At 46.1% G+C, this 21,155-nt stretch carries 18 protein-coding genes, 2 riboswitches and 1 other annotated feature; of the genes, 6 read left to right on the top strand and 12 right to left on the bottom strand.

The features are described from left to right. Nucleotides 1–39 precede the first annotated feature (39 nt). Nucleotides 40–1,662, top strand: a complete 1,623-nt coding sequence (locus EI981_RS21470) for a cobyric acid synthase (protein ID WP_127004867.1) — start codon at nucleotides 40–42, stop codon at nucleotides 1,660–1,662. A gap of 22 nt (nucleotides 1,663–1,684) precedes the next feature. Next, nucleotides 1,685–1,828: riboswitch (cyclic di-AMP (ydaO/yuaA leader) on the top strand. A gap of 171 nt (nucleotides 1,829–1,999) precedes the next feature. Next, on the top strand, nucleotides 2,000–3,139 hold the full coding sequence (locus EI981_RS21465; RefSeq protein WP_127001717.1) for a KamA family radical SAM protein: 1,140 nt from the start codon (nucleotides 2,000–2,002) through the stop codon (nucleotides 3,137–3,139). 75 nt (nucleotides 3,140–3,214) lie between these two features. On the opposite strand, the gene EI981_RS21460 is transcribed toward EI981_RS21465, so the two are convergent. Beyond that, the gene (locus tag EI981_RS21460; RefSeq protein ID WP_127001715.1) at nucleotides 3,215–4,903 is read right to left on the bottom strand and encodes a methyl-accepting chemotaxis protein; all 1,689 of its coding nucleotides are present in this window, start codon (nucleotides 4,901–4,903) and stop codon (nucleotides 3,215–3,217) included. A 341-nt stretch (nucleotides 4,904–5,244) separates the two neighbouring features. Here EI981_RS21460 and EI981_RS21455 point away from each other — a divergent pair, with 341 nt between their 5' ends. Then, a complete protein-coding gene (locus EI981_RS21455; protein ID WP_127001713.1) occupies nucleotides 5,245–5,946 on the top strand; it encodes a queuosine precursor transporter in 702 nt (233 codons plus the stop codon). Nucleotides 5,947–6,025: 79 nt separating this feature from the next. On the opposite strand, the gene EI981_RS21450 is transcribed toward EI981_RS21455, so the two are convergent. Both EI981_RS21450 and EI981_RS21445 read right to left on the bottom strand, forming a co-directional pair. Continuing rightward, nucleotides 6,026–7,114, bottom strand: a complete 1,089-nt coding sequence (locus tag EI981_RS21450; RefSeq protein ID WP_127001711.1) for a M24 family metallopeptidase — start codon at nucleotides 7,112–7,114, stop codon at nucleotides 6,026–6,028. 151 nt (nucleotides 7,115–7,265) lie between these two features. Continuing rightward, nucleotides 7,266–7,532: a DUF3949 domain-containing protein gene (locus EI981_RS21445; protein ID WP_127001709.1), complete on the bottom strand. Its 267-nt coding sequence runs from the start codon at nucleotides 7,530–7,532 to the stop codon at nucleotides 7,266–7,268. 229 nt (nucleotides 7,533–7,761) lie between these two features. Here EI981_RS21445 and EI981_RS21440 point away from each other — a divergent pair, with 229 nt between their 5' ends. Next, nucleotides 7,762–9,288, top strand: coding sequence for an MDR family MFS transporter (locus EI981_RS21440; RefSeq protein ID WP_227011931.1), 1,527 nt, complete (start codon nucleotides 7,762–7,764; stop codon nucleotides 9,286–9,288). 113 nt (nucleotides 9,289–9,401) lie between these two features. Here EI981_RS21440 and EI981_RS21435 read toward each other — a convergent pair whose 3' ends face one another. The 5 genes from EI981_RS21435 to queC all read right to left on the bottom strand — a co-directional run bounded on the left by EI981_RS21435 (nucleotide 9,402) and on the right by queC (nucleotide 12,963). Beyond that, a complete protein-coding gene (locus EI981_RS21435) occupies nucleotides 9,402–10,385 on the bottom strand; it encodes a 2-hydroxyacid dehydrogenase (RefSeq protein ID WP_127001705.1) in 984 nt (327 codons plus the stop codon). Nucleotides 10,386–10,501: 116 nt separating this feature from the next. Then, nucleotides 10,502–10,999 (bottom strand): preQ(1) synthase, encoded by a 498-nt coding sequence (gene queF / locus EI981_RS21430; protein ID WP_127001703.1) that lies wholly within the window; start codon nucleotides 10,997–10,999, stop codon nucleotides 10,502–10,504. Nucleotides 11,000–11,066: 67 nt separating this feature from the next. Beyond that, a complete protein-coding gene (queE, locus tag EI981_RS21425) occupies nucleotides 11,067–11,810 on the bottom strand; it encodes a 7-carboxy-7-deazaguanine synthase QueE (RefSeq protein ID WP_127001701.1) in 744 nt (247 codons plus the stop codon). Further along, nucleotides 11,810–12,298: a 6-carboxytetrahydropterin synthase QueD gene (queD, locus tag EI981_RS21420; protein WP_127001699.1), complete on the bottom strand. Its 489-nt coding sequence runs from the start codon at nucleotides 12,296–12,298 to the stop codon at nucleotides 11,810–11,812. The genes queE and queD overlap by 1 nt, the downstream gene beginning before the upstream one ends. After that, entirely contained in the window at nucleotides 12,295–12,963 is a 669-nt protein-coding gene (gene queC, locus EI981_RS21415; RefSeq protein WP_127001697.1) for a 7-cyano-7-deazaguanine synthase QueC, read from the bottom strand. The genes queD and queC overlap by 4 nt, the downstream gene beginning before the upstream one ends. 140 nt (nucleotides 12,964–13,103) lie before the next feature. Next, nucleotides 13,104–13,147, bottom strand: a riboswitch (PreQ1 riboswitch). 190 nt (nucleotides 13,148–13,337) lie between these two features. Here queC and EI981_RS21410 point away from each other — a divergent pair. Further along, nucleotides 13,338–14,840, top strand: a complete 1,503-nt coding sequence (locus EI981_RS21410) for a copper amine oxidase N-terminal domain-containing protein (protein WP_127001695.1) — start codon at nucleotides 13,338–13,340, stop codon at nucleotides 14,838–14,840. A gap of 112 nt (nucleotides 14,841–14,952) precedes the next feature. Here EI981_RS21410 and EI981_RS21405 read toward each other — a convergent pair whose 3' ends face one another. The 3 genes from EI981_RS21405 to mscL all read right to left on the bottom strand — a co-directional run bounded on the left by EI981_RS21405 (nucleotide 14,953) and on the right by mscL (nucleotide 18,211). Further along, nucleotides 14,953–15,564, bottom strand: coding sequence for a DUF2087 domain-containing protein (locus tag EI981_RS21405; RefSeq protein ID WP_127001693.1), 612 nt, complete (start codon nucleotides 15,562–15,564; stop codon nucleotides 14,953–14,955). A 359-nt stretch (nucleotides 15,565–15,923) separates the two neighbouring features. Further along, the gene (locus tag EI981_RS21400) at nucleotides 15,924–17,672 is read right to left on the bottom strand and encodes a globin-coupled sensor protein (protein ID WP_127001691.1); all 1,749 of its coding nucleotides are present in this window, start codon (nucleotides 17,670–17,672) and stop codon (nucleotides 15,924–15,926) included. A 140-nt stretch (nucleotides 17,673–17,812) separates the two neighbouring features. Continuing rightward, the gene (mscL, locus tag EI981_RS21395; protein WP_193556508.1) at nucleotides 17,813–18,211 is read right to left on the bottom strand and encodes a large conductance mechanosensitive channel protein MscL; all 399 of its coding nucleotides are present in this window, start codon (nucleotides 18,209–18,211) and stop codon (nucleotides 17,813–17,815) included. 183 nt (nucleotides 18,212–18,394) lie between these two features. Here mscL and EI981_RS21390 point away from each other — a divergent pair, with 183 nt between their 5' ends. Next, entirely contained in the window at nucleotides 18,395–19,141 is a 747-nt protein-coding gene (locus EI981_RS21390; RefSeq protein ID WP_127001687.1) for a GNAT family N-acetyltransferase, read from the top strand. Between the two features lie 28 nt (nucleotides 19,142–19,169). Here EI981_RS21390 and metG read toward each other — a convergent pair whose 3' ends face one another. Further along, nucleotides 19,170–20,810 (bottom strand): methionine--tRNA ligase, encoded by a 1,641-nt coding sequence (metG, locus tag EI981_RS21385; RefSeq protein ID WP_127001685.1) that lies wholly within the window; start codon nucleotides 20,808–20,810, stop codon nucleotides 19,170–19,172. Between the two features lie 53 nt (nucleotides 20,811–20,863). Continuing rightward, nucleotides 20,864–21,126: a binding site (T-box leader), on the bottom strand. Between the last annotated feature and the right edge of the window lie 29 nt (nucleotides 21,127–21,155).

Here is a 21,155-nt window from a genome sequence, read left to right as displayed (position 1 = left end):
AGGAATTGCGTAGACTCCAGCAATCGAGGCGCTGTGCTGATGCTGCAGGGTACGGCTTCTGATGTCGGCAAGAGTGTCATCGTGACTGCCTTATGCCGAATTTTCGTTCAAGACGGAATCAGAACAGCTCCCTATAAATCACAGAATATGGCGCTTAATTCTTATGTCACCGCCGATGGTCGGGAGATTGGGCGCGCCCAGGGAGTGCAGGCTGAGGCCTGTGGAATCGAGGCGTCGACGGATATGAATCCCGTCCTGATTAAGCCGACAGGAGATATGCACTCGCAGATCGTCGTTCACGGCAAGCCTTATCAGCATCTGAGCGCGATGAAATATCGTGAGGAGTTCCTGCCTGTGGCCCAACCGATCGTGATGGAGGCACTGAACCGACTGAGGGATGAATATGACCTCGTTGTACTGGAAGGTGCGGGAAGTCCGGCGGAGATCAATTTGAAGCAGCGCGATATCGTCAATATGAATCTGGCTGGGTGGGCGGAAGCTCCGGTCATTTTGGTGGGCGATATCGATCGCGGCGGGGTGTTTGCGTTTCTGGTCGGGACGCTCGAATTGCTGGAGCCCGAAGAGAGGGCCAGGGTGAAGGGCTTCATCATCAATAAATTCAGAGGCGATCTGGAGCTGCTTCGGCCAGGGCTGGATTGGTTGGAACAGCGGACAGGCATTCCCGTGCTCGGCGTGCTGCCCTTCCTGCCGGATATGGAGATCGAGGCCGAGGATTCAGTTATTCTCGACTCCTACGCTTCGATGCCTAAGCAGGGCCGTGATATTGATATTGCCGTTATTCGTTATCCCCGTATTTCCAATTTTACTGACTTCGACATGCTGGATGCAGAGCCGGACGTGTCTGTGCGTTATGTCCAGCGAGCAGCGGAGCTAGGAGAGCCGGATGTAATCATCCTGCCAGGCTCCAAGGATACGATTAGCGACTTGGCATTTCTGCGAGAACAGGGGCTGGACGGAGCGATTGAGCAGTATATGGAGAGCAGCACTCATTCGCAACTGGTCGGTATTTGTGGCGGATATCAGATGCTTGGCGATGTACTCCTTGATCCAGAGGCCGTTGAATCTGGCAAAGTGAATCAATCCCGTGGACTTGGCTGGCTGCCGCTGAGGACGACGTTTCTTCCTGGAAAAAAGACAATCCGCACCGCAGGACATGTTCTACCTGATGCCCCCCTCCACCTTTATTCGACGGAGCCTATTATCCCCGTTGGTGGCTACGAAATTCATTCCGGGGAGACGGTATACTCAAGCCAAGCTGGTTGTGTGTTAGAGTCATCTAACTCAGATACCGTAGTGAACTCAAACGATGTGACAAGAAGCACTGCTAGTAGGGAGAAAGAGGCAACTTCCTTATTCCTAGTTCAAAGCGTTGATGGAGAGGAACGAATGGAGGGAGTCTGTCGTATTGATGGGCGAGTGTTCGGTACGTATTTGCACGGTCTATTCAATAGTGATAGCTATCGCAGGGCTTGGTTGGATGGAATTAGACAAGCCAAGGGGCTGGAGCCTCTGGCTACGACATTCTCCGCCGCCGTAAGGCGAGAGATTGCGTTTGACCGACTTGCCGATCATGTAAGAGGGCATCTGGATATGGATCAAATATATGAGATTGCAGACCTTCCAAAGAATCCTCAGTTTTGACATACGCTTACATTTGTAATACGATGAATATACGCTTAATTTTCGAATGGTAAAGTCGAAAAGCGGGGGAACCATTTTTTGGGGCGAATCGTTGTGCATAGTACACGTAGGGAACCATCTTTCCCGAGTCCGTCAGCTAACCTCGTCAGCAGTGGATGGGTCATCATTTATACTGCTCTGCAATGACCCTGCTACGGGTCTTTTTGTGTTTATGGATCTTTTTATAATGACCCGTTATTACTCGGCATGTGATGCCTTGCGCTGCACTGTCATCTTTGGTTTCCGTGCTTCTTCTTTACGAATCGGCGTGTTGTAGAGATAAAGGAGGAGATGGTGTATGGCAAGCCCGAAGTACATTACAAATATCGATAGGGTGACGCAGTTGTCTCAAATGGAACGGGATCAACTTCGTCCGATTACTGACAAATTCGTGTTCCGGGCGAATGATTATTATTTGAATCTGATTGACTGGGACGATCCTAATGACCCGATTCGTAAGCTGGTTATTCCGAATACCGGGGAATTGCGGGAATATGGGCGCTGGGATGCTTCTGACGAGGATACGAATTATGTCGTACCTGGCTGTCAGCATAAGTATCGGACAACGGCGCTTCTGATCGTCTCTGAGGTATGTGGTGCTTATTGCCGCTACTGCTTCCGTAAGCGGTTGTTCCGCAATGATGTGAAGGAAGCGATGGCCGATGTAACACCGGGGATTGAATATATCTCCAGACATTCTGAGATCAACAATGTGTTATTGACGGGCGGGGATAGTCTGATTCTCGCAACTACCAAGCTGCGCACTATCCTCGAACGGCTGCGGTCGATCGATCATGTGAAGATCATCCGACTTGGCTCGAAAATCCCTGTCTTTAATCCGATGCGGATCTATGAGGATCCTGATCTATTGCAGTTGATCTCTGAATTTTCCTCAGCGGAGAAGCGCATTTATGTGATGGCGCATATTAATCATCCGCGGGAGATTACGGCGGAAGCGCGCAAATGCTTCGAGGCACTACATAAGGCTGGAGCCATTGTCGTGAATCAGACGCCGATCCTGAAGGGGATCAATGATGACGAGAAGGTGCTTGGGGAACTGCTCGACAAATTGTCCTGGGCAGGTGTAACACCTTATTATTTCTTCATCAACCGTCCGGTCGCCGGCAATTCCGATTTTGTTATTCCGCTGCAGCGGGCATATGAACTGGTGGAAGGGGCTAAGGCCCGTACTTCCGGCTTAGGCAAGCGCGTTCGCTTATCAATGAGCCATACATCCGGTAAAATCGAAATATTAGCGATCGAGAACGGAATGGCGTATTTGAAGTATCATCAGTCCCGTGATGATGAGTATGGGAAGTTCATGATGCTTGAATGTCCAGAAGATGCAGCCTGGTTTGATGATCTTCCTGGCAATGAGTCGTATTGGAAGAGACCCGAGAAGAAATTGGCCGAGGTCGTCTCGGTGAATGAATTATAAGAAGAATTGATTCTTTTAACACGGAAGAACCGCCGGAATCCCATTTCCGGCGGTTCTTCTTATGATCTATCCCTCTTAAACTTTGAATTTATTTATAGCCTCTCTCAAGGAAAGAGCATGATGATGGAGCTGTTCAATGGCTCCGACATGGTTCTTCATTTCTTCGATTTGCCGGCTGGTGTTGTTGGAGATTTCTTCGATGCTGAGAAGAGATTTTCCGGTAATATTGGCCGATTCTTCAACAGAGGCAGTTACTTCTTCCGTGCTGGCCGAGATTTCCTCGGTTGCCGCTGAGACGGATTGAACGCTGGAGTTAATCTCCGAGATCAGCTCGGTCAAATGGCTGAACGCCTGCTCTGCCTGATTCACTTGCTCCGTACCAGAACCAATCTCATTAGTGGCACGCTGCATCGTCTGCATTGAGCTTACAGTCTCTTCCTGAATGCTTAACAAGTTTTCGCTGATCTTCGTTGTGGCATCCTTCGTCTGTTCAGCAAGCAGGCGAATTTCTTCGGCGACGACGGAGAAGCCTTTGCCATGCTCTCCAGCCCGTGCTGCTTCAATTGCCGCATTCAGAGCCAAAATATGAACCTGTTTCGTAATACTTGTGATCAGGTCTACGACCTGAATGATGGATGAAGCACGTTCGTTCAAAGTTGAAATATGCGTGAGCAATGCTGCTGCGGCCTGCTCAACAAGTTGCATCTGACGGGTCGCCGACTTGGCCAGCTCATTCCCGTTGTCAGCCTCATCTGAAGCTTCACCAATGCGTTCTGTCACTTCAGCGGAGGAACCGGCGATATGCTGGATCCCTAGTGAGATCTCTTCCATTGCTCGGGCATTCTCTGCGGCCGCTCCGGCGATTACGGTGCTGCCTTTCTCAATTTTCTGCATCGAGTTGCCGGAATGCTCGATCAACTGCTGGAAGGTGTTCACAGACTGATAAATCTGATCGGAGCCTTGGATCACGCCATGGGAGCTATTTTGAACCTTGGTAATCATTTCTTTTAGCTCGGTAATCATCGTTTGGAAGCTGGCCGAGAGCTCAGCAATCTCATCATGTCCCGTAATGGTAATCTGTTGAGTTAAATCTCCTTGTGCCATTTGCCTAGTTACTGTAGCCAATTTCTTAATCGGCTTGATGATCCGTCTGCTGTTCACATAAGCTGCGATCAGAGCTAGGACAATGACAATGGCAGCGATTACGATTCCGGTCCATAAAATCTGATCTTCCTTCTGCTTGATAAAGTTCGCGTCCATACCTACAGCTAGAACAGCTGTGCTTCCAGACAGGCGGATATATGCAGTTTTGTGCACGCCATATTGATCACTGTACAGGTCGCTAACGCTCAGTTTGCCAGGATCTTTCATCTTCATCGCTTCCTGGATATCAAGCTCGTCCCCAACCTTCATGATCGAATCTTGATTAATTCCAATCACGATTGCCTTATCTTCTTTGACATCAAGAATATAGGCGGTATGCAGATGGAATTCCTCAACCTTCTTGCTGAGATAGGACTCTACAGCAAAGCGCGAATTTTCATTTCCTTTAATAAGCTGGAGGGCTTGTGAATTATCAAGTCCTTTGTATATGTCCCTGGAGCTTGTATGCAGAACCTCATCGAATTGAGGCAGTACATTGTCGTCAATAATGCTCATAGCAATAAGGTAGAAGCTTGTACTGAATAAAATGGATGACAGGATCGTGATGACCGCAAAAGTCAGCATAAATTTGCGACCAATGGAATGTTTGAATTTTCGCATTATATCCCCCTGAGTTTCTATTAATCTAGTTCTTTATTCCTGTTTATGTAGTTCAATTGGAAAAAAAGACATATAAAAGTATTGTAAGACAAAATGAAACGTTTAAACAATGATATTATTTATTTTTTTGATGATAGCGATTTCATTGTTTCGAGAAAGTGAATTTTGACCATTTCTTGGTCAATTCTATTGATTAAAAACGAACTTTTTGCACAACCTCTATAATGGAAGAAATAATAGGGTGGCAACTTGCGAAAAGCTATGTTATCGTAGAAAATGCTGATTTGAAAATCAGCCGCGGTTCGTAACCATCCCGCGTAACCAAAACTAGGAGGCGTGTTATGTTTAACTTTTTCTGGGGCCTTATATATATGCTCATAAATCTCACCTTCTTCCTGATCTGTTATCGCTGGTTCGGCAAGAAGGGATTATATGCCTGGATCGGGGTTGCCACGGTCATCGCCAATATTCAAGTCGTTAAGACGATTGATATGTTCGGCATTGTGATGACACTTGGCAATACGATGTATGTAAGCCTATATTTGACGAGTGATTTGCTGAATGAGAAGTATGGGCGTCAAGAGGCCAAAAAGGCGGTATGGTTCGGGTTCTTCACGCTGATTATGACAACGATTCTTATGCAGATGGTTCTTGTGTTCCAGCCGCAGCCAGGTGATCTGGCGCAAGATTCGCTTAAGACGATCTTCGGGTTAATGCCAAGATTGGCGCTGGGTAGTTTGACCGCTTATTTCATCAGTCAGTTTCTCGATGTCCGCCTGTATTCTTGGATTCGCCGTTTCTATCCTTTGCGCAATCAGCTCTGGATTCGAAACAACGGAAGTACGATGATCAGTTCCTTTGTCGATACGATGATCTTCTGTTCGATTGCCTTCATTGGTAAATACAGCTTCGACGTATGGCTCGAAATCCTGTTCACTACGTATATTATAAAATTTGCACTAACTGCGGTGGGTACGCCTTTTCTGTACATTGCGCGTAACTTCCATCCAGACGGTGAGCCGGAACTCGATCAAGTGAAATAAATCAAAAACCTCCAGGGCCGCATTCGCGCGCGTCTTGGAGGTTTTGTTGTTGATAGAGCACAGTTCTTGCTTTTGTAGATTAGTCAATAAAAGTGAGCTGCTTCGGAAATTGAGTCAGCACATCAACGCCGGATTCGGTAACAAGCACATCGTCTTCAATCCGGACGCCGGCGATACCGGGAACATAGATACCTGGCTCGACGGTAAATACATTGCCAGCTGAGAGCGTAAGTTCATTCAATCCATGAACGGATGGGAATTCATGAACATCGATGCCGAGCCCATGACCAAGGCGATGCAGGAAATACTCCCCGTAACCAGCCTCGGTAATTAAATCTCGGGCAGCTTTATCGATCGAGGCGAAAGTGACGCCAGGACGAATCTGGGCAATTGCCACTTCATTAGCGGCAAGTACAGTATTGTAGATCCGGGTCTGTTCGTCCGTGATATTTCCATAGGCGAAGGTACGAGTAATATCCGATGCGTAGCCGTCTGCGTAGACCCCGATATCGAACATGACCAGATCGCCACGACGCAGCTGTCTTTTGCCTGGAACTCCGTGTGGCAGTGCGGCATTCTCACCGAATAATACCATCGAATCGAAGGAAGGACCGTCTGCTCCCAGCTTGCGAATCTGGTATTCAACCTCAGCTACCAATTCATTCTCGGACACGCCTTCCTTCACCTGCTTGAGCGCCGCCTGCAATACTTGCTCGATCAGGGAAATGGCGTGGCGCAGCTTGCCGACTTCCTCAGGAGATTTATGCATCCGCAGCTCCCGAAGCCAAGGACCTACATCGAAGCTTGCCGAGAAGGAGAGGGCTTCTAGCAACGCTTCATAGCGCGCCATGGACAGGTTTTCTTTCTCGAGACCCAATGTACCGATCTTACCTTGTACCTTTGCCGCTAATATTTGATAAGGATTATCGGTATCTTGATGCGTGATAATGTCGGTAATATCCGACGCCGCCCGGGCGGCTTCTTCATCGAGGGCGGGGACGAGCATGAAAGGCTCATGGCCAGTCTGTAACACGGCTCCCAGGAATCTCTCATGGGGGTCGCTCAGAAAGCCCGTTAAGTAATATACATGTTTGGGATCAGTAATAAGCATGGTATCAATCCCGGATTGCTTCATATTTTGTTCAAGTCCGGACCATTTAACATTCATAGTTGTAATACTTCCTTTCTCAGATAACTATTCAATATTATTATAGGCTAATTGAGTCGTTGACGATAGTTCGATGAATGGCGGGCTCTTGCAGCAAAAAAAGAAGATGCCCAGGATAGTATCCCAAGCATCTTTATTAAATATCTAATTATTAAGCAGGTGTTCCGTCCTTCCTGAACACCCGTACAATTCTGTGGATGAGCGCGGCAACTGCTGCGGTAGGCCAGAAACTCTGCATACTAAAATGCAGCTGCTCCTCCTCGAAGGACATTTTCTCATAATAAGCACTTTGCTCTTCACTGCTTTTATGCTTCTTCTTGCGAAGTTCGCCAATGTATTGGTATTGAATGACAACCATGAAAATAAAATAAGCACCAAGACAACTACCGACAATCGTCCAGATAATCCAGTTTTCCATAGCTGATCCCTCCTAATTTCATCTTAACATAATTAGCAAATATTACAATGTTATTGCACATTTTAGGAGATGAGTGGAGGTGTGGTGGAGAGTCCGATATAGTTCTAATGGATCATGATTTTGGTTATAAGGATTGACAAAAAATGTTTGAGAGTTATTTACATTTGTTGCATTCCTACATACAATGAGATTGTTATTCAAATTTAAGTTATTGGGAGGTTGCAAAGTGATCGCTGAGAGAAAGGACAAGACCAAGTTCATATTGTTCGGCTTGCTGCTCGGCATACTAATGTCAGCCATGGACAATACGATCGTAACAACGGCGATGGGAACGATCGTCTCCGAGCTAGGCGGGATGGATCAGTTCGTATGGGTCACCTCCGCATATATGGTAGCAGTTATGGCAGGGACGCCGATCTTCGGCAAGCTGTCCGATATGTACGGACGGAAACGGTTTTTTATCTTTGGTATCGTGACGTTTATTCTCGGTTCAGTGCTATGTGGAATTGCAACGAGTATCGTTCAACTTAGTATTTTCCGGGCGATTCAGGGGATTGGCGGCGGTGCGCTGATGCCGATTGCTTTTACGATTATTTACGATATCTTTCCGATTGAGAAGCGTGGTAAAATGACAGGCCTAATGGGGGCTGTATTCGGTACTTCGAGTATATTTGGTCCGCTGCTCGGTGCATTCATTACAGATCATCTAGGCTGGAACTGGGTTTTCTATATTAATGTACCTATCGGTATTATCGCTCTCGGCTTGATTATTGTGTTCTATCATGAATCGCTGACGCATGAGAAACAACGGATTGACTGGGGCGGAGCTTTTACGCTGGTCGGCGCTGTCATCTGCCTGATGTTTGCTCTTGAACTGGGTGGAGAGAAATATGCCTGGAATTCCGTTGTCATTATCAGCCTGTTTGTTGGATTCGCGGTATTGTTCGTTGCCTTCCTGCTAGTGGAGGTACGGGCTAAGGAGCCAGTCATTTCGTTCTCCATGTTCAAAATTCCATTGTATGCTACAAGCAGCTTGCTTGCTCTGTTCTATGGTAGTGTATTTATTATTGCAACGGTATATATTCCAATCTATGTGCAAGGGGTATACGGCGGAACGGCGACGAATTCAGGAATCATTCTGATGCCGATGATGCTGGGCTCTGTATTTGGCAGTATGATGGGTGGAATCTTAACCTCGAAAATGTCCTACCGCAGTGTAATGATGATCTCTGTGGTGTTCTTCTTAGGGGGGATATTTGCCCTGAGTACGTTAACTGGCGATTCATCCCGTACTCTGTTGACCTTGTACAGTATTTTGACCGGGTTCGGGGTAGGCTTCTCGTTCTCTGTACTTGGGATGGCTGCGGTACATCACTTTGATGCCCGCCAGCGCGGGGCAGCTACCTCAACGAACTCATTCCTGAGATCGCTTGGTATGACGCTCGGTATTACGATCTTCGGGATCGTTCAGCGTAATCTGCTGGCGAATAATATGGCTGAGGCATTTGAAGGAATGGGGCAATCCGGACAGAGCTTTGGAGATACGAGGGATATGTTAAGTCCTGAGAAAAGAGCTTTGATTCCAGCGCCTATTTTGGAAAAAATAACTGGAGCATTGTCTTCTTCGATCGCCCATACCTTCCTGTGGGCCTTGATTCCTACTGCATTGTCCGTTATTGTAATCATCCTTATGCCGAAGGATCGGATTAAACCGAGAGCGGTGAAAGCTGCTGAAGTTTCGGAACAGCGTGTGTAAATAAAATGAAGAGTAGCCCGCCTGGCTGCTGCCCCTGATCAATGCTCTAGTAGCTGAATTGACAGGGGCGCAGAAGAGGCGGGCTTTTATTTTACGAGTATCGTTAGAGACGCTTATGATTCGTATAGATCTTGCAGCTCTTTAACTAACTGGGACGGCTTTCTGCCATAGAGGGCATCCACTAAATTCCGCGCTGCAAGCATCCCCATCTCAAGCCTTGTTTGCGAAGTCGCTGAACCGATATGCGGCAGGACCACAACATTGTCCATAGTTAGCAGCGGGTTCTTCGGATCGACAGGCTCCTGCTCGAATACGTCTAGACCAGCACCGAAGATTTGCTTCATGCGAAGGGCATTGATCAAGGCCGCTTCATCCACTGTAGCTCCACGGGAGGCATTGATAAATACAGCGGAAGGCTTCATCATGGCGAATTCGCGTTCACCGATATAGTGTCTAGTCTCTGGAGTTAACGGAGTCATCAGTACGATAAAATCGGACTCGCGCAGTAGTTCTTCTTTGGAACGATATGCTGCGTCTAAGGCTTGTTCAACGTCAGGCTTAGAATGACGGTTATGATATAGAATGTTCATACCAAATCCCCATTTGCCCCGCTGGGCTACCGCTTGCCCTATATTGCCCATGCCGATGATACCTAATGTTTTGTGATGAACATCCACACCAAATATATTCTCATCGTCCTTGCTTGACCAGTGCCCCGCTCTAACATAGCGGTCTAGTTCAGGGACACGGCGTGCTACAGACAGCATCAGGGAGAGGATTAAGTCAGCAACCGTATCATCAAGCACTTTAGGCGTGTTCGTTCCAAGGATCTTCCGTTCCCGCATCACTTCCAGATCAAAATTGTTATAGCCGACGCTAATATTACTGACTACTTTTAACTTTGGAGAGTGGTCTAGCAGTTCTTGATCGATCCGCGTTCCAGAGGTTAATAATCCTTCACAATCTGCCAACTGCTCAAATAAGTACTCGCGTGGAATAGGTTCTAAGCGATCCCATTTTTTATAGCGGAAGTGCTCAGCAATATAATTTTCTACCTCGACGGGTATTTTTCTGGCAATATAAATTTGCGGTAACATAGATGGACCTCCTGTATCTGGGTTATATAATTCTTATTGTAACAAAAAAAGAGGCTTCAAGAGCCTCTTTGAAGGTGAGAAACCTCGTACTTTAGTACAAGGTGGGTTACTGTCGATTACCGGTTATCGACTTTCTCCGGATACATATCATGGTTCATCAGTCGGTGATCAGCCATCGCTTCATATTTCGTCCCTGGGCGACCGTAGTTGCAGTATGGGTCGATGGAAATGCCGCCACGTGGAGTAAATTTCCCCCATACCTCAATGTATTTGGGCTCCATCAGCTTAATCAGATCATTCATAATGATGTTGACGCAATCCTCATGAAAATCGCCATGGTTACGGAAGCTGAACAGGTATAACTTGAGCGATTTGCTCTCAACCATTTTCAGGTCGGGAATGTAGCTGATATAGATCGTCGCGAAATCAGGCTGCCCAGTAATAGGGCAGAGGCTCGTGAATTCCGGACAGTTGAATTTTACAAAATAATCGCGGTACGGATGCTTGTTATCGAAGCTCTCCAAAATTTCTGGTGTATAGGTCATGGGGTAGTTAACGGCTTGATTACCCAGTAGGGTAACATCCTGCATTTCTTCCTGCTGTCTTCCTGACATAGAGACATCCTCCTTAAATATGAGTCATGTGATAAGGCATAAAAACTACTCGTATTGGACGTTCGTCTTAGACTCCGCGTTTGTTGCCCCATACTAAGGCATGCAACTGCGGCAGTACCCTGACGTCATTGAGCTCTGACGAGCTCATGACCTGATCGATCAGATGCTCATAGCGCTGCAGCAAATTACTGGCATGGTTCCGGGTATCCATGCGGTGTACGTCGGGATTGCCGACTTGTACATACATTTGTATATCAGAATAACGCTGATGCACCTCTGTGGCATAATTCAGATCAAGATCATCGAATACGACAACCTTCAGACTCATACTATAGGAGGCAGGGCGATGGCGAAGTTTATTCACGATCTCGTCCAGCTTCGACCAGTCCGTATTCATTCCGGAGCTTGGCGGCTTTGGGGAGAGGGTGACTTGTTCGACCTCGGCCAGCCAATCTTGCCAGCGCGAGCCTTGGGTTTCTATAGCTGGCGTAATACCCTGTTGATGAAGCAATTCAATCAGAGACTGCAGCTGTGGAAGTAGAACCGGGTTGCCTCCAGAAAGTGTGACATGAGAGAATCGATCTTGCCCAATCTGCCGCAGCTCTTCCCAGATCTCCGTCGCAGTCATTAGCCGAATCGATTCCTTGCCGCTTCCGTCCCAAGTGAAGGCTGAGTCGCACCAACTGCAATGGTAGTCACAGCCGGCGGTGCGCACGAACATCGTCTTTTGACCGATGACCATGCCCTCACCTTGAACGGTTGGTCCAAAGATCTCCAGAACAGGAATCAGGGACTTCTTTACCGTGCTCATCAATACATCCACTCCCGTCTGGCTTCAGCATAGCTCGTTCCTGTCTCGTACAGACGGACGAATTCCGTACGTCTTCCAAGAATGGAAGAACAGTAGGCATCGGATTGCAGAGCATTCTCCATCCGTTCAAACAACCAGACGACCATATTCTCTGCCGTGGTATTCATTAACGGCAGCGTCTCATTTAAATATCGGTGATCCAGGGAGCCCTCGATTTCTTCTTTCCAGATCGTCTTGATTGCTCCGAAGTCTACAGTAATGCCGATATCATTTGGTATGCCGCTGATGCCAAAGACTACTTTATAGGTATGTCCATGCAGGTTCTTGCATTTGCCCTCATAGGCATGTAGATGATGAGCAGCATCAAAGGTGAATTCTTTACTCACTAGCACGCGGCGTTGGTGGTATCTAAGCTGTTCATGCTGTATATCCCGTCCATATTTTTGCAGGCGGTCTACAATGCGAAATTCTCCAGGGGACCGGGTCATAAGGACATTACCCCTTGGCGCATTTCTAGGTATTTCTCCAGCCCGGCTCTTCTTAGCTTGCAGGCAGGGCACTCCCTACAGCCGTCACCGATGATTCCGTTGTAACAAGTTAATGTACGTTCTCTGACAAAATCAAAAGCTCCCAGCTCATCGGCCAGCTTCCATGTCTCGGCCTTATCGATCCACATCAGCGGGGTATGGATGACGAAATTGTAGTCCATAGCCAGGTTAAGTGTGACATTGAGCGACTTCACGAAGGCATCCCGACAATCGGGGTATCCGCTGAAATCCGTCTCACATACGCCAGTTACGAGATGCCGGGCGGAACGGCCCTTGGCGAATACAGCCGCAAAGCTCAGGAATAGATGGTTACGTCCTTCGACAAATGTGCTTGGCAGCTCGCCTTCCTCTTGAACGATCGGCATGTCACTGTTCGTGAGCGAGTTCTGCGTAATTTGACCTAGCAGACTCATATCAAGGATGGTCAGCTTCACGCCCAGCTCGGCGGCGATTTCTTTGGCACATTCGATCTCCAGCTTATGGCGCTGGCCATAGTCGAAGGTGACGGCCTCCACTTCGCGGAATTGCTGTAGTGCCCAGAATAGGCAAGTGGTGCTGTCTTGGCCGCCGCTGAAGACGACAACGGCTTTTTCATTTTTAAGCATAAAAAAAACCTCTCATTCTTCTTGAATTTGTAATCGGAAGAAAGAGAGTTCTTGAACTGTATTAGCGTTTGTCCAAAAAGTCAGAACTTTTTGAACAACCTCTATTACAAAAAACAAGCCCATGCGAAATAAAAGGCAGGGCGCCATTAGTTTTTTATAGAGGGAGTTCGCGAACCTCTCTCATGCAGATGCTGCATGAACTTCTTCAATTTTTAGAGTTGATACGCAGTCATTATAGCATATTTATATTAGGAGGGAATGTGATAATCTATGGAATCTATCATATGGACACGTAAAATTCGAAAATCTATTTACAAGTAAAGGCCGTTGAAACATAATGGAATATATTAACTAGGGAAGGGGACTCATCGATAATGATCAAAAGAATGAAATGGTTAGCGATCCCAATGGCGTTGCTGTTGGTGATGTTGACTGGCTGTCAGGCTGTAGGAGGGCTTGATATCAACAAAGCGCTCGCGAACAGCATGAACCCGTTGTCCAGCGAGTCGAAGCAGAAGATCTCGATCGAACTCGTGCCTGCGGCCGGCATATCTGCTGAAGATCAGAAAATGATTGATCTGATTAACTCTTTGTATCTCACAATTGACAGCGGTAAAGTTCAAGATAAAACTACTGCATCGATAAAAGGGTCTGTTGGATTCCAAGGCAAGGAATTGCCTTATCAATTGTCCATGGACAAACATGGAATGGCGATTCAATTGGAAGGAGCCAAGCAACCGCTCTACATATCGCTGGATGACAGCGAGCTGGGATACCCGGATATGAGTCAATATGAAGAGAAGATTCAAGGCTTCTCCCAGAAGGTAGTCCAATTTGCTATCAACCATGCTCCAAATCCGACGAAGCTGACCGTGAAGCAGGTTCAAGACAAAGTGAATGGAGAATCATTGGCTTTGACGAATCTTCACGTTGAAGTGAATGGTGAAGAGCTGTTGGCGATGGTTAAGCCATTCTTGACAGAAGTAGTGAAAGATGAGGCAGGTCTGAAGGAACTGATTAACGCTTTCTACGATACTTTTTATCCGGTCTTCACTTCGATGGAAGAAGAGGGTTATGATGTAGGAACGGATCTTCCGGTTGGCTCTAAGGGAGCCACTGTTGGGGCGATCCATGGTGAATTGATTGAGAGCCTGAATGAGTTCCTGAACAATTATGATGCCAGTCTGGAGGAAGCCCTGAAGGAAACTCCAGAGCTGACGACGGTACTCGGCAAAAATTCCACATTGAACTTGGATCTATACTTCGATGGTAAACAAAATATTCGCAAACAAAACCTTGATCTTGCCATCGCACTTCCTGCTGATGAGTATGTTCCGTTCTCGGCCATCAAGCTTCATACGGAGAGCGAGGTCTGGAACATCGGCGCTGAAGTATCGATCGACAAGATCGATACAAGTGCAGGCGTGCTTGATATTACAGAGGGAGACTTTACTCCAGGACAGATGCTGCGTAATTTCGAAGCAGACTCTTTGGCGTATAAGACACTCAAGAATGATTTGAAGATCACAGAGAAACTGATTTGGCTTGATCCCGAGGATGAGTACGACGGCATCATTTCCAAGAAAAATGTATCCTTTGCACCGCTACGCTATTTGTCTGAACAACTGGATGCAGAAGTGAAGTGGAACAAGGGTTCCAAACAAATCGTTATCATCGATGATCTTAACGGTCGGGAAATTATGCTAACGGTTGGCTCCGACAAGGCAACAATCGGCGGCCAGGCTGTTACACTGCCACAGCCTGTATTCGTTCATAGCGATGGTACTACCTATGTACCGCTTCGCTTTATTGCTGAATCACTGGGCGCAACAGTAACGAAGGATGCAGATGGCTGGATTATTATTGAACGTAAATAATACTTGCCGTTAAAGTAAGAAACAACCATAGTCCCTGATTAAGGGATTGTGGTTGTTTTTTTGCTATACAGCATCTGCACGGATAACTGGGAATAGAAAGTGGAGGTCTCGTTTAATTCAACGTCTCCCATTTCATCCACATCTCTGGAGGGTTCATGGTGTATATTCCGTTCTCGCGACTCATGAATTGATGCATGATGAACTCCCGCCGGATCGTTGCAAAGTCATCATGATATTGCTTGATAAATTCATTGATTTCTTTCTCAGTATAGCTACGTCCTTGCTCTAAGCCGCTGATCATATGCTCCAGCACGATTAACTTCTTCTTCAGTTGAGCCGGAATATGCTGCAATCTTCCCGCTGACGTGAAGAAATTGGATAGCACAGATTGCTTAAGCTTTTGATTTCGATCTTCCATCGGATGATCCTCTCCTTCGGGCAGCCGAGTAGCATTCTTATAAATGATGTTGGCCGTCGCGGTTCCATAAGCGTTGATAAAATAGTGGTTCAGTGAGAAATAGATCGTATTCTTCTCGCGGCGTTCATGGATCAGACTCGCGGCGCGAAGCTTGGCCGCATGATGCGTGATCGTGGCCGGCGTAACGAATAACTTCTCGGCTAGCACCTGCCCGTTCAGCTCGCCCTCAGCCAGCAGGATCAATATTTTGATCCGGGTTGGATCGGCCAGCGCTTTATGGTAAGCAACGATTTTGTCCAGCTGCATTAGCTATCACCTCTGCCAATATGTCGTTAAAAAATATAATTTAATATACACCTAATTTAATATATGTCTAATTAGAAGTAAAGACTTATTCCACTGCATTCAAAAAATAAACCGCCTGGTAAATATCTTACCGGACGGTTTTGCTTGTTCAGTGAGTCTTATTAACCGATTATGATGGTATTGCGGTTTCAAGTCGCCGAAGGCCGGTGCAGGAGCATCGCGCTGTTTTGTACTAGTTTGGGTGGAGGGTAGACTGCTACCGACGCTATTTCTGGCAATGATGACATAATAGTTAGGTCGTCCTAAAATCAGCCTGAAATCCTGCTTTAATAGGATCTCTGGCTATCGAAAAAAGTAGATTATGCTTGTTTGCTGCGCGCTTGTTGAATGATCTCCTGCTGAAGCTGGTCGAGCGTCTCAACCATATTTTGTGAAGCAAGCTCCAATTCTATGATCCGCTTGTCCGCTTGCACATGCTGGTTGGATTGAATATAACCCATAGCTTCATTAGCTAGATGATGGACACTTTCGTGCCGTTCCTCTAAAGAGCGAAAAGTGGACAGGGATGCTAGCTTAGAGTTGTCCTTGTTCTGCTCATTCCATTGAGTTAATCGGCAAGGCTCTTGAATCTCGTCTCCTTGGTGATCCGCATGACGGAAGCCAAGTGCAGCATTGTATACCCACCAGCGTAATAACAGATGATCTGTTTTTACGGTACGCAATATTTGCGAGTGGCTGAGCTGAGAGTTTATTTTAAGCGCTTTCAATCGTAAGGAGTCAACTTTGCGGCTTACCTCGTAAATATCCTTACCCGTCGCGCTGGCGAATTGTTGGATTTCCTCCTGGTGACGAAGCAAAGTGGAGGTTCGTTCAGTAATATCGCTTGTAGCTGCGGCCTGTTGTTCAACAATTGAGGCGACATTGGCCGTGAAATCACGGAAGCCCTCAATGCGTTCCATAATCTGCTCCAGACTGTCAATCGCTTCACTCGTTGTCTCTACGCGCTCAGTGATATGTGAACCCATCGACTTCGTCTCCTCTCCAATTCTTTTGGCCGTATCAGTGAATGTTGTGATCACCTTGGTAATTTGTCCAACGGCTTCCTTAGTCTGTTCTGACAGCTTGCGCACTTCACTCGCTACGACAGCGAAGCCAAGACCCTGCTCTCCGGCTCTAGCTGCTTCAATGGATGCATTTAGGGCAAGCAGATTGGTCTGATTGGCAACATTATTGATAACGCTGATAATATCCGTAATACTATGAACCGATTGTAGAAATTGCTCGAAGTGCTGGCTGGAACGTGAGACATCCTGGGCCGTATCGGAGAAGTCCTGAAGTGCCTCTCGAACGGAATGCTCTACTTGCTTGGCCTGTCTCATCATGTCTTCGGATTGATCGCTTAGCTGAACGGAATGATCGGCCACCTCCTGGATCGAAGCAGTCAGTTCCTGAGCCGCGGAGCTAATATTCGTCGTCTCCTGTAGCGACAGGTTCACGGAATCGATCAGCGGTTTTACTTTATCCATTTGAATCAGTTCTTCGATGATCTGGCTGTTGGTCTCTATGTACTGGAAGTCGTGGGCTTCGTTGTAGGCTTCAAGCACAAGCTGAGAATCTAGCATCAGTATGCGCTGCAAGGAAATGATAATCTCAGCAACTTCGCTGGCCCGTGAGAACTTACGGACGATGGCCGGAACGAGAATCTCGTAGATTCTTGTATAAGATCCGATGAACCATTCAGGCGACAGCTTGATACGATTATGGATGAAGCCGATTTTTTTACGGGAAATGATATATTCTTCGTTAAACTCTATTCTCGGGATTGATTTCAGATATTCAATAAATGTCTTCGATAGACGCTCTCTGGTACTGTGATCATTAATAATTTGTAGCATTTCGGGAATTCGGAACAGCATATCATAGTTGCTATCGGTAATAGGCTTGGCCAGATTATCGATTAATTCCGTAATCTTGCGCAGATTGTTCAGATCTGACTGACTGATTTGCAGGAAGGATAGCTTCTGTTGAAGCGCTTGCACAGAGGTAAGATCGGATTCGGTGAGAGCCACTGGCGCCCCGGAATCTGTTTTATGGCGCATACGGAACATGGTAATAACCTCTTTTCATATGTAATTTTATACTGTACACCTATTTTTTCTTCTACTGGGATAAATTTCTGTCCATCGCATAGAAAAAGAAGATACCCACCTAATCATGGCAAGCATCCTCTCTTAGCAATAGTTGATTGTTATTCAGCCGTTTTGTTATTTTGCTGTCTGAGCAAATCGCGAATTTCTGTGAGCAAGACTTCTTCATTCGATGGCTTAGGAGCTTCCTCCGCAGCGGGCTGAGTCTCTTCTTTGCGTTTGAATTTATTAATAGCCTTGATGAATAGGAAGATAGCTGCTGAGACGATCAGGAAATCAATAACGGTCTGTAGAAATGCGCCGTAAGTCAGTGGGGCATCTCCAATGGTCAAGACCAATCCAGACAAGTTAATGCCGCCAAGAAGAATACCGACCAGTGGCATAATGATATCACTGACGAGAGAAGCGACGATTTTACCAAAAGCACCACCGATGACAACGCCGACAGCTAGATCAAGTACATTGCCTTTAAGCGCAAATTCTTTAAATTCTTTGAGTATGCCCATTTGTTATATTCACCTGCTTGTTTAAAAATAATGATTCCTATTTAAGAATCCATCTTTGGTAATATATCAATAAATATTGGATTATGCAAGAATACTGGAATAGTAGGAGATTCATTATATTGAATATTTATTCATATAATAGTATTATAATTTGAAAGTATAAAGAGGGGAAAATCAATGGATAGTAGATCGATTGAGGAATTATCATTGAATCATTGGCCATCGTTATCTACGTTATTGTATGATGGTTGGTTGCTGCGGTTTGCGGACGGATATACGAAGCGAGCCAATTCGATAAGTCCAATCTATGGTTCAACCGATGATCTACATCAGAAGATAGGCGAGTGCGAGCGACTGTATGGAGATCAATTGCTTCCTGTGATTTATAAAATAACTCCATTCGTACGTCCGGCGCATTTGGACGAAGTGTTAGCGGAACGGGGATATTCGCAGCTTGATATCACTAGTGTTCAGGTGCTGGACCTGAAGCATATCAGGCAGCCGCGACTGGGATCAGTGAAGGTAAGCGGAGAGGCCGACTCGGAGTGGATCAATACTTTTTACCGAATGAGTCAGGTTAAGGATGAATACAAAGCGACGATGGTCACCATGCTGGGCAATATCAAGACCCGCAAGGCCATGATTAGCTTGTATGTTGATGGCAGAGCCGTGGCCTGCGGCTACGGAGTGATAGAGCGGGAATATCTTGGATTGTTCGATATTGTTACAGACCCGGATTACCGGAATCAGGGCTATGCGGAACAGATGATTCTTCATTTACTACAATGGGGCAAGCAGCATGGAGCTAGGCACAGCTATTTAGCGGTGGTTGCTAATAATGCGCCTGCCCGGCGGCTGTATGAAAAGATTGGGTATGCGGAGATTTATAGGTATTGGTATAGGGTGAAGGAGATGGAAAAGTAAGGGGAGGGGCAGTTTGCCCCTAATAATCTTATTGTTTCTGTTTATGCAACCGATGGACTTCTTCATCTATCTGTTTAGGATCTATCCGTTCAAATAGGAGATCTATTTTATTGATTTGTTGATTTACTGGAACGGAAATGAAACTCCAACTCGCAGGTCCTAAGTTAAGAAATCCTCTTATTTTCTCGCAAGAAAAAGGTAAAAAAGGCTGGAGTAAATTAGCCAGATTCGCGATTATCTGAACGCAATGGTAGAGTGTGTTCCCGCATAGCTCTTTATTTTGTTTGAACTGAGCCCAAGGCTTTTGTTCATCAAAAAATTTATTGGATTGGCGTACAAATCTAAATATGAGTTCTAGAGCCTCTTTCAGCTGACCATCTTCAATTAAGGCTCCAGACTGTTGATATAAGTGATTGATATCCGTAACATATTCTCCCTCTAGCCTTCCATTGGGGACATGACCATTAAAGGATTTATTAATAAAAGCCAGTGTACGGTTAACAAAGTTACCAAATGCGCCGAGCAATTCTCCGTTATGGCTATAGATAAATTCTCTCCAGGAAAAATCGGTGTCCCGTTTCTCTGGACCGTTAGCAATCAAAAAATAACGTATAGAATCTGAATCATATCTGCTTAATATGTCAGGAAGCCATACGGCCCAGTTTCGACTCGTAGAGAATTTTTTGCCCTCCAAGGTTAAATATTCGCTCGAGATGATCCGATCAGGAAGATGGAGACCTTTTACTCCTAAAAGGATCGCAGGCCATATGATGGTATGAAAAGGGATATTGTCCTTGCCGTGGACATAATAGGCTGTAAGGCTGTCCTTACTATCTTTCCAGAATGGTTCCCAATTGCTATTGTATTCTTTTGCCCATTGCTTACTAGCTGATAAATACCCACTTACCGCTTCAATCCATACATAGATTTTCTTGTTGTTGTATCCATCGACTGGAACATTAACGCCCCATTCTAAATCTCGAGTAACCGCACGATCCTGCAACCCATCCTCCAGATAGCGTCGTGTTAATTTAATCGCATTATCTCCCCATTTATGAGCTTTTCCCACGTAATCCATTATTTCAGCCTGAAACTTGGAGAGCTCGAGGTAAAAGTGTTCTGTCGGTCTTTCGCTTGGGGGATCACCACAGGTCTTGCAGGTCCTATCCAGCAATTTAGAGGGATCAAGTAATGTTGAACAAGCATCACATTGATCTCCACGAGCATGGCTTCCACAAACCGGACAAGTACCTTCAACGTATCGATCTGGCAAGAAGCGCTGCTCTGTCTCACAATATGCTTGGCGTTCGGTCTTTCGGTATAGATAACCGTTATTTAGCAGCTCAAGGAATAACTCCTGCACGATGCGATGGTGATAGTGTTGATCTGTTCGTGTATACAGGTCATAAGTGAATCCCAGTTTAGTGAAGCAATTTGTAAATTCCTCATGAAATTTAGATGCAATCTCTTGGGGAGAAATCCCTGCTTGGCTCGCCTGAACAGAAACAGGGGTACCGTGACAATCACTGCCGGATACGTATAGTACATTATCTCCTTTTGCCCTAAAATAACGTGCTAGTACGTCACCAGGCAATACACTTGCTAACCTTCCTAAATGCAATGAACCGTTAGCATAAGGCCATGCTCCACCAATAAAAATATTCGCCATTTTGTCTCCTCCTTGATTTTATTGTTTATGAAAACGCAAAAAACTCTCATCCCAAAAGGGACGAGAGTTGTGCTCACGTGGTACCACCCAAATTCATTCATGCCTTGCGGCATTCACCTCTTCAGGTACGACGCTGTTATGCGTTTATACCCTAGCACACTAACGGATGCGGGTTCCGGCGCAGCCTACAACCAGATGAGGTTTCGATGCGCAGCTCTGAGACCATATTCCCAAAGTTTCTCTTTGCTCCTTTTCAGCGAGGGGAGCTCTCTGTTAAAAGTTAGCCTTTGGTACTCTTTCTCTTCATTGCTTTTCATAATTTTCAATTTATTGGGATTATACTGA

The sequence above is a fragment of the Paenibacillus lutimineralis genome, from assembly GCF_003991425.1.
In the GTDB taxonomy this organism is placed as follows: domain Bacteria; phylum Bacillota; class Bacilli; order Paenibacillales; family Paenibacillaceae; genus Fontibacillus; species Fontibacillus lutimineralis.
This window is presented reverse-complemented; position numbering and strand designations above follow the sequence as displayed.

What these genes read in the sequence shown, in the direction of transcription:
- EI981_RS21470 (WP_127004867.1), top strand. Translation starts at nt 40, where the DNA reads ATGCTGCAGGGTACGGCTTCTGATGTCGGCAAGAGTGTCATCGTGACT.
- EI981_RS21465 (WP_127001717.1), top strand. Translation starts at nt 2,000, where the DNA reads ATGGCAAGCCCGAAGTACATTACAAATATCGATAGGGTGACGCAGTTG.
- EI981_RS21460 (WP_127001715.1), bottom strand. Translation starts at nt 4,903, where the DNA reads ATGCGAAAATTCAAACATTCCATTGGTCGCAAATTTATGCTGACTTTT.
- EI981_RS21455 (WP_127001713.1), top strand. Translation starts at nt 5,245, where the DNA reads ATGTTTAACTTTTTCTGGGGCCTTATATATATGCTCATAAATCTCACC.
- EI981_RS21450 (WP_127001711.1), bottom strand. Translation starts at nt 7,114, where the DNA reads ATGAATGTTAAATGGTCCGGACTTGAACAAAATATGAAGCAATCCGGG.
- EI981_RS21445 (WP_127001709.1), bottom strand. Translation starts at nt 7,532, where the DNA reads ATGGAAAACTGGATTATCTGGACGATTGTCGGTAGTTGTCTTGGTGCT.
- EI981_RS21435 (WP_127001705.1), bottom strand. Translation starts at nt 10,385, where the DNA reads ATGTTACCGCAAATTTATATTGCCAGAAAAATACCCGTCGAGGTAGAA.
- queF (WP_127001703.1), bottom strand. Translation starts at nt 10,999, where the DNA reads ATGTCAGGAAGACAGCAGGAAGAAATGCAGGATGTTACCCTACTGGGT.
- queE (WP_127001701.1), bottom strand. Translation starts at nt 11,810, where the DNA reads ATGAGCACGGTAAAGAAGTCCCTGATTCCTGTTCTGGAGATCTTTGGA.
- queD (WP_127001699.1), bottom strand. Translation starts at nt 12,298, where the DNA reads ATGACCCGGTCCCCTGGAGAATTTCGCATTGTAGACCGCCTGCAAAAA.
- queC (WP_127001697.1), bottom strand. Translation starts at nt 12,963, where the DNA reads ATGCTTAAAAATGAAAAAGCCGTTGTCGTCTTCAGCGGCGGCCAAGAC.
- EI981_RS21410 (WP_127001695.1), top strand. Translation starts at nt 13,338, where the DNA reads ATGATCAAAAGAATGAAATGGTTAGCGATCCCAATGGCGTTGCTGTTG.
- EI981_RS21405 (WP_127001693.1), bottom strand. Translation starts at nt 15,564, where the DNA reads ATGCAGCTGGACAAAATCGTTGCTTACCATAAAGCGCTGGCCGATCCA.
- EI981_RS21400 (WP_127001691.1), bottom strand. Translation starts at nt 17,672, where the DNA reads ATGTTCCGTATGCGCCATAAAACAGATTCCGGGGCGCCAGTGGCTCTC.
- EI981_RS21390 (WP_127001687.1), top strand. Translation starts at nt 18,395, where the DNA reads ATGGATAGTAGATCGATTGAGGAATTATCATTGAATCATTGGCCATCG.
- metG (WP_127001685.1), bottom strand. Translation starts at nt 20,810, where the DNA reads ATGGCGAATATTTTTATTGGTGGAGCATGGCCTTATGCTAACGGTTCA.